Source organism: Vibrio sp. 10N.286.49.E11, assembly GCF_041469505.1.
GTDB lineage: Bacteria > Pseudomonadota > Gammaproteobacteria > Enterobacterales > Vibrionaceae > Vibrio > Vibrio crassostreae_C.
In genome coordinates this window covers 1-8,020 of sequence record NZ_JBFRKQ010000096.1, presented here as the reverse complement: position 1 = coordinate 8,020, position 8,020 = coordinate 1, and the positions used below count along the sequence as shown (strand labels likewise).

7 protein-coding genes and 1 pseudogene are annotated in these 8,020 nt (G+C 42.8%); 5 read left to right on the top strand and 3 right to left on the bottom strand.

The features are described 5' to 3' along the window. Positions 1-580: pseudogene (locus tag AB4167_RS20165) on the bottom strand (hypothetical protein); the annotation flags it as partial. 443 nt (positions 581-1,023) lie between these two features. On the opposite strand from AB4167_RS20165, the gene AB4167_RS20160 reads away from it, so the two are divergent. The 4 genes from AB4167_RS20160 (at position 1,024) to AB4167_RS20145 (ending at position 5,534) form a co-directional block, all read left to right on the top strand. After that, positions 1,024-2,289, top strand: a complete 1,266-nt coding sequence (locus AB4167_RS20160) for a TolC family outer membrane protein (protein ID WP_010438562.1) — start codon at positions 1,024-1,026, stop codon at positions 2,287-2,289. Further along, positions 2,289-2,906, top strand: a complete 618-nt coding sequence (locus tag AB4167_RS20155) for an OmpA family protein (protein WP_010438560.1) — start codon at positions 2,289-2,291, stop codon at positions 2,904-2,906. Before AB4167_RS20160 ends, AB4167_RS20155 begins: the two co-directional genes overlap by 1 nt. A gap of 135 nt (positions 2,907-3,041) precedes the next feature. Beyond that, positions 3,042-3,392: a DUF2750 domain-containing protein gene (locus tag AB4167_RS20150; RefSeq protein WP_372104239.1), complete on the top strand. Its 351-nt coding sequence runs from the start codon at positions 3,042-3,044 to the stop codon at positions 3,390-3,392. Positions 3,393-3,554: 162 nt separating this feature from the next. Further along, positions 3,555-5,534: a diguanylate cyclase gene (locus tag AB4167_RS20145; RefSeq protein ID WP_372136945.1), complete on the top strand. Its 1,980-nt coding sequence runs from the start codon at positions 3,555-3,557 to the stop codon at positions 5,532-5,534. Between the two features lie 7 nt (positions 5,535-5,541). Here AB4167_RS20145 and queC read toward each other — a convergent pair whose 3' ends face one another. Beyond that, positions 5,542-6,237: a 7-cyano-7-deazaguanine synthase QueC gene (gene queC, locus AB4167_RS20140; RefSeq protein WP_136974304.1), complete on the bottom strand. Its 696-nt coding sequence runs from the start codon at positions 6,235-6,237 to the stop codon at positions 5,542-5,544. A 58-nt stretch (positions 6,238-6,295) separates the two neighbouring features. Further along, the gene (queE, locus tag AB4167_RS20135; protein WP_346762947.1) at positions 6,296-6,964 is read right to left on the bottom strand and encodes a 7-carboxy-7-deazaguanine synthase QueE; all 669 of its coding nucleotides are present in this window, start codon (positions 6,962-6,964) and stop codon (positions 6,296-6,298) included. A gap of 184 nt (positions 6,965-7,148) precedes the next feature. Here queE and AB4167_RS20130 point away from each other — a divergent pair, with 184 nt between their 5' ends. Then, positions 7,149-7,958 (top strand): Cof-type HAD-IIB family hydrolase, encoded by an 810-nt coding sequence (locus AB4167_RS20130; RefSeq protein ID WP_372132264.1) that lies wholly within the window; start codon positions 7,149-7,151, stop codon positions 7,956-7,958. The last annotated feature ends 62 nt before the right edge of the window (positions 7,959-8,020 follow it).

Below are 8,020 nucleotides of genomic sequence, written 5' to 3'. Positions count from 1 at the left end.
CGACTGTGAAGCTACCGTCGTTGGTTAAGAAGTCATCCGCCGCTGAGCCAGAGTCCGTATCCAGTGTCAGTGTTGGCGCATCTGGAGCTGTTGTGTCAACTATGGTCTCGCTGTCTGTGCCTAGGCTATCCGGTTGGTCAACCGAACGGAAAGCATCAAGAAGACTCAAGCTTTGAGTACGAGACATTCCCAGCGCTTCAAAGCCCGTCGTTACAAATTCAGTACCTGGAATGGTTTCTTCACCGTCGCGCTCAATAGTCCCGCTACTTACTAGGCTTGAACCACTTTCACCAGCTGCCGTTGCAAATTCTTCGCCTAGCTCCGTCGGATCCTGACCTTCTTCTAAAGCCGCAAAGATATTTGCAATGTCTTGGTCTAGTTCAACTTCACCGCCATCTTCAGGCGAAAAACGCTTGACTGAAATTGGAGATTCAGAGTTTTCGCTCTGGGATTCAAGAATGACATCCCCCGATTGCAATGGCTGGCCGTCTTCTAGGACTTTAATTGTACCATCTACCGAAATAACAATGCGCTGGCCAAGTGCTAATGCACCGCTCACATTCAATACTGTCATGTCCATATAAACCCCTAAAACCCATTTTCAATCAAAACGTCAAAATAGTGACATTGTATTTATAATATTAGACAAAATATAACACCTAACACCATATAATTCATAGTTATGAATGCATATTTTAACAAGGTCATATACACCATGATGACAATGGTCACACTCATCAATACTTAAAGCGCTCTTAAATTTGATATAAGTTATTGTGCTAACGAAAAATAATTGACATATTAATAGGTGTTCTAAGTGCATTAAAACATCACAATACGCACAGTGATCGGTTAACAAATTTACAACCATTTGCGAGCGCCAGTTGTAGCGATCGTAATTTTTTTGGCGGTTCATCTGAATTTTGTATATCATCGTGCAAAATTAAGACTCAGGTGTGACTCATTTTGGAGAGATGCAAATTGAATAGGATTCAAACGACGACCTTAGGGCTAGCTATAGCAATGACCTTTCCAGCTGCGGCACAAACTCTTGAGCAAGCCGTCGCTTTTACGTTGGAAAGCAATCCTGAAATTAAAAGTGCTTATAATGAGTACGTAAGTAAACGTTACGTTAACGATGCTTCTGGCGGTGCTTATCGTCCAAGTATAGATCTAGATGGTGGGATTGGTTATGAGCATACCGATCTAGTGACCAATACAAATTCAACAGATCTGACGCGTAAAGAAGCGACGATTACTTTGACTCAGTTAATTTGGGATGGAGCAAATACTTCCAACGATATTGATCGTACCGCGGCTGATGCAGAATCTGTTCGTTACCAATTACTCTCCAACGCCCAAGATATCGCTCTCGAGGTCACCAAAGTATACCTTGATGCAGTGAAAGCTTATGAAGTCCTCACCCTGTCTGAAAACAACCTGGCAACACACAAGGATATCTATAGAGATATTCGAAAACGTGTCGAATCTGGCATTGGCTCTACAGCAGATATGTCCCAAGTAGAAGCTCGTATTGCGAAAGCTCATGGTAACTTGCTCGCAGCACAAAATAATTTGTTTGATACGCATACTCAATTTAAACGTATTGTTGGACAGTCACCTTTGGGGTTAGTGTTTCCGCGAGCAGACACTGGAGCAATTCCTTACACCGTAGATGGCGCTCTTGCGAAAGCTTTCAACCAACATCCTGTTATTAAAATTGCACAAGCCGATGTGGACTCCGCTAAATTCCAATATAAACAGTCTAAAAGTTCAAATTATCCGACTGTTTCTTTCGAAGCCGCGCAAACCTGGCGTGATGACGCAGGTGGCAACGAAGGGAGTAGTGACGAATTTTCCGCAATGGTCCGCTTGAGATATAACTTGTATAACGGCGGCGCTGATCAAGACCGCGCTGAAAGTGCTGCTTACCAATTAAATAAGGCCAAAGATCTGCGTGAAAGTACATATCGTAATGTAGAAGAGAGCCTACGCTTGTCATGGAGCGCACTTGATTTAACCGTACAACAGAAAGAGTTCTTATCAGATCACGTAGACTCAGCATCAGATACGGTTATCTCTTACGAGAAGCAATACCGCATCGGTAAACGAACACTTCTCGATTTACTTAACACTGAAAATGAGCTCTTTGAAGCTCGTAAAGGCTATTTAGATGCCAAGTACGATGAACAATATGCTAAATACCGGGTCATGAACGCAACCGGTAATTTACTGACAGGTTTACGTGTCGATATCCCCCAAGAATGGAATGAAAAGGTAGAATATTAATGAAGCTGCTAAAAGCTGTATTTCCACTCTGTCTATTGGTTGCTTCTGCCAACATTTTAGCTGAAACAAACGATGAAGAGTTCGAGTATCGAGCGCTCCCAGAGAGCGTACAAAGTTACGATCTAGAAGACGACGACAATGATGGTGTTATCAACGCCCGTGATTTATGTGTTGATACACAGATTGGCGCTGAAATCGATAATGACGGCTGCGGCTCTTATTTCGAGTCAACGGAACAGAAAGAACTTCACATCTTATTTGCCAACAATTCAACAGAAATCAATCCTGTTTTTCTTGGCCAAATTCGTCAAATGGCCGCGTTTTTAAAGCGGTATGAAAGCACAACCATTCGTCTACAAGGCTACGCGAGTAAAGTCGGAAACGCGGCTCACAACTTAGACTTATCGAAAGAACGAGCATCAAATGTAAGGCGAGCCCTAATAAGTAATGGTATACAACCATCTAGAGTGACAATCGTTGGCTACGGGGATACCGTTTCTAATGAAGAGGGAACCAAAATCAACCATGCGCTCAATAGAAAAGTTGTCGCTTCTGTCGCCGGATTCAAAGGCAACATCAAAGAAGAATGGCATATTTTTACAAAAATTGGAAAGTAACCACTCTTAGTTATGCCTCATCTGAAACGTTATCTTTAGGTAGCGTTTCAGTACGCTTATAATTCCTTAAATAGCATATACCTAAGCCGTCTATAATGTTAATCTTGTCACGTTATCAACATAGAGAATTAATCCATGAGCAAACTAACCGCTGATACTCAAGTAAATCTAGAACTTTTCGTTTCTGAAACACAAGAAACTAAACTTGTATGGGGCCTTCGTAACGAAGAAGGTTGGCTAGCATGTGACTCAAGTGAATTCGAAAACAGCGAAGTGATGCCATTCTGGTCTTCAAAAGAAGATGCTCAAACTCACAACGTTGAAGAGTGGGCTGACTTCGAAGTATTAGAAATTCCACTAGATATCTTTGTAGAAGATTGGTTACTGACTCTTGCTGAAGACGGCGTTCTTGTTGGTACTAACTGGAATGCAACATTAGAAGGCAAAGAACTTGAGCCTTCTGACCTAGCGAAATTATACATCTAATTTCCGATATCGGTCGCACGATTCGCGCGACCGATATACCTCTGATTAGTATCAATAAATTAGAGACCTACCTCGCATAACCACGTAGTCGCACCATTCAAAATTTGAAGCAACATCAAACTAATAATAGAATATCGTTCTTTATCTGATTGATCGTCTCTTGTGAATCACTTCGTTTTTGTTACCTTTCTACTATTCATTAGCTTTTGTTCTTATAGCCAAGTATCAACATCAGATCGTGACCACAATTCACCAGTCTATACCTCCAATCTAAGCTCTACTCCAAATGCTGATTGGAACGCGCTTTATCTCTCTACTTTAAACCACTCTCCTGAGCGCGCATTAAACATGCTGCAAACACGCTACATCGGCTCAACGGTTTATGGAGATAAGCTTTACCTTGCGTCTCTTCTGTATCAATACATGAGCCACCGAGATCAGCCGTTCTACGGAATCGCTTCAAACGACAATGACTACCAAGCGATAGAAACAGCGTTTATTTCTGCTCTGAGGAAAGACGGCAAAGGCCAATATGAACAAGCACAACAAGGCTTTCTAACACTTTTGGCGAAAATGCAATCTCGCAGTGATTTAACTGGTAAAGCCTTACTAAAGTACCAGCTATGCCGATCGCTTAACGAGCAAGCTAAATACCATCAAGCGAACTATTACTGCTCTGCCCTTCAGTCAGATTTACATGACATCGCTGACCCTGTATTACCAAAATTCGGGACTTATCGAGTCATCGCGAACAATCATCATTTCCGCAGTGACTATCAAGCTGCACTAGACACCTACCTATCACTAATAAACGTGTTTCCACAAGGGCATGATATTTCAGGGGTTTACAACGATGTGGGTAACTTGCTCAAAGAATTAAAGCAATATGAAAAATCGGCGGAGTATCTAGAGCAAGCTCTCATTCTCAGAGTAAACGCTTCAGATTTAATGAAAGCACAAGTGCATCACAGCCTTGCGGATCTCTACCTTAACCAAGAGCAAAGTGAACTAGCAATTCACCACTTTCAGACAGCAAGAACACTGCTGAGCTCAACGTCGCATAGCTACGGTATTGCACTCACAAGTCTTGGCTTAGGAAAAGCGTACACTCAAACGAAAAACTATGATGTGGCGAGAACCTACCTAATTGAGTCTCTTTCAGCTTCGAGCGAACTGAGCAATGATGTCATTCGCATCAATGCTTACTTGGCAATCAGCGATATGTTCGAAGAACAGAAATTGCCAACGGAAGCACTCAACTATGCTCAACAAGCGCTAGAATTAGCTGAACAAGTCACAAGGCATAAATACATCGCGCAGTCACTTCTTCAGCTTTCTGATATTCATCAATCACTCAGCGATTGCCAACAAGCTTTCTATTTCTACCAGCGATACTCGTCAATACAAATGGAAGCTAGAGATATCGACAATCGACTCGCACTCGAAGCGCTCGGCCTGACGCACGCCAAATATGAACAAGAACTAGAAAGCTCTTTCCTGACACATCAAACGAAACTCGACCGCGTTCAAATTGAAAAAATGGAACATCAAAGGTGGATGTATAACATCGTTGTTATTCTATTGCTTTGCGCTGCAAGCTTCACGGTATTGATAAACAAAACGGTTCGCGCAAAAGCAGCAATTGATGGCTTAACGAAAGCATATAGCCGAACTGAGATAATTCGAAGAATCAAAAGAGTGAAACGCTGTAAAGGGACGGACAAACAGCATGTGCTCGTGCTGCTCGATCTCGATAAGTTTAAGAAGATTAATGATGAGCATGGGCGCCCTACTGGTGATCGGGCACTGGTCCATATTAGTGATCAAATTAGAAAACACTTAGTGAATGGTGAATTGTTTGGTCGCTTAGGGGGTGAAGAATTTGTCATCATGTTAACCGATGCCCCACCAGCAGAGGTACGAGAACGCGTTGAAGAGTTGCACTACGCAATTTCAAGCACTGTCTTTTTATCAGAAAGCAAAAAGTCACTTAATGTGACCGCGAGTTTTGCTTATCTAGCAACCTCAAACGCATTAAGTGACTTTGATGACTTGTATTCAGTGCTTGACCAAGCACTCTATCAAGCCAAAAGCAACGGCCGAAACTGCATCATTGATGCTTACAACGAACCAATTGATTGACCTGAGGTTATTTATTCTCAGTCTGTTTGCGAACCAACTCAGCCATAATACCTTCACGATCACCTAGGTAATCGTTAAGGCCAACTTTACGCAGTTCACACGCTGGGCAATCGCCACAACCATCCCCGACAATGCCATTGTAACAAGTCAGTGTTTTATTTCGAACAAGCTCAAGTGCTGAGTACTGGTCGGCCAACGCCCATGTTTCAGCTTTGTTGAGCCACATTAACGGTGTTTTAATATCAAGCGGCTTGTCCATACCTTGTACAAGCGCAGAGTTCATCGCTTTCACAAAGTCATTACGACAATCAGGGTAGCCTGAGAAATCAGTTTCACACACGCCCGTGATTACGGTATTTGCACCGATTTGGTAAGCGTAAATACCCGCTAGAGTCAGAAATAGAATATTACGACCAGGAACGAATGAATTCGGCAGCCCATTCTCTTGCAGCTCATGAGACACAGGAATATCGTCACGAGTCAAAGAGCTGATAGCCAGTTCATTCAACAGAGTCACATCCATCACTTTGTGCGCTTTCACACCAAGCTCTTTCGACAATGACTCAGCAACTTCAATCTCGAGTCTATGGCGCTGACCATAATCAAACGTAATCGCATGAACTTCATCATACTTTTTTAATGCTTGAACAAGACACGTTGTTGAGTCTTGACCACCACTGAATACTACCACTGCTTTTTTCATCTTAAATCCTTACGAGAACCTTCTACTAGCGACTTATCTTGCCCAGTAAAAATACAACCTATGCGATGCTCAAATATTTGTGAGTTTGTATTGATAAGCGCCAATTGCGCTCAATGCAGGTATCAATACAAAGCTGAGTAGCGCGGTCTTTTTGGCTGATTGGTTGCAGAGCGATAACAGTGTCGTTAGGAACTGCTGCTCGCTCCAATAAACCGTCAAGTTGTTCGATGTCTTTGCTTGTACCTACTGGATGCTTAATTTCGTTAGCACGTTGCAAGGCGCTATCTAAGATTTCCAGTTTCGCTTTCATCGCCACTTTCGGTGACACCGTAACCCAAGTGTCCGGTGTGGCTTTAACTTCTGATGTTCCGCTAGTCTCAATCTGACAGCGACAACCGTGCTGCTCAAACGCTTCAGTAAGAGGAACAAGATCATAAATGCATGGCTCACCACCAGTAATCACAATGTGCTTAGCAGTGTAACCTTGCTTGATATATTCATTCACGATTCCTTGAGCATCGATTGCTGACCAAGTAGGTGAATCTTCTGTCTTAACCATAATATCGCCAAGGCTGGTTTCCTCTTCTGGCAACGCTTCCCAGGTCTGCTTGGTATCACACCAAGAACAGCCCACTGGGCAAATTTGCAGACGAACAAAAACAGCGGGAACGCCAGTAAACACGCCCTCACCCTGAATGGTTTCAAACATTTCATTAATCTTGTACAACTTTCCCTCAGCTCAATCATTTGATGAAATTAATCAACCGCAGACCTTAAAGCACTTCCCCCTTTTGGTCAAACAAATGAGTACTGATAAATGAGTTGATCAAAGCCCTAGCCTGAACTTTCAAGTTCCCTTATCCTTTCGCCCATAGATTTCGTTAGCTTTTAATTTTTTATTAAGGAACAACATGTACAAACTGATTGCTCTTGATATGGATGGCACACTGCTCAACAGTGATAAAGTAATTTCTCAAGAGAACAAAGACGCGATTGCCAAAGCACGCGCTGCAGGTGTGAAAGTGGTTCTGGCTTCTGGTCGTCCTTTAGAAGGCATGCAGAGTAAGTTAGACGAGCTTTCAATCAACGGCGAAGATGACTTTGTGCTCTTCTACAACGGCTCTATGGTTCAAAACGTCTCTACAAAAGAACTCATTCACAGTGAGATCAGCAATGGTAAAGCCGCTAAAGAGATCGCAGCCCTCGCTGTACAGCTTGGCGGTTATGTTCATGCATTCAGCAAGATTCATGGCTTAATCACCCCTGAAAACAATGAGTACACAGCTATTGAAGCGCGTATTAACGGCTTAGAGATTACCGAATTCGACTTTTCTCAACTAGAAGACGACCATGAAATCATCAAAACTATGATTGTTGCAGAGCCAAGCAAGCTCACCGAAATAATCAGCAAGTTGCCACAAGAGCTTAAGACTCAGTTTACTATCGTGCAAAGTGCACCATTCTTCTTAGAATTCCTAAACCCAAATTCAAACAAGGGTGTCGGTATTGAGGCGATAGCTAAGCACTTGGGTATTACAGCAGAAGAAGTAATCTGCATGGGTGACGCTGAAAACGATCATCATATGCTTGAATACGCTGGCCTTGGCATTGCAATGGAAAACGCAATGGAAGAAACCAAGAAACTGGCGGATCACATCACAGCGAGCAACGACGACCATGGTGTAGCGGTCGCGATTGAGAAGTTTATCTTCAACTCATAAACGCTCAGCAGCTATAGTGATAATTACTTTTTGCTTGTTGTACAATCGAGTAGGAGGAGGCC

Coding starts and splice junctions, on each gene's coding strand:
- AB4167_RS20150 (WP_372104239.1), top strand. CDS start 3,042: ATGAGCAAACTAACCGCTGATACTCAAGTAAATCTAGAACTTTTCGTT.
- queC (WP_136974304.1), bottom strand. CDS start 6,237: ATGAAAAAAGCAGTGGTAGTATTCAGTGGTGGTCAAGACTCAACAACG.
- AB4167_RS20160 (WP_010438562.1), top strand. CDS start 1,024: ATGACCTTTCCAGCTGCGGCACAAACTCTTGAGCAAGCCGTCGCTTTT.
- AB4167_RS20130 (WP_372132264.1), top strand. CDS start 7,149: ATGTACAAACTGATTGCTCTTGATATGGATGGCACACTGCTCAACAGT.
- AB4167_RS20155 (WP_010438560.1), top strand. CDS start 2,289: ATGAAGCTGCTAAAAGCTGTATTTCCACTCTGTCTATTGGTTGCTTCT.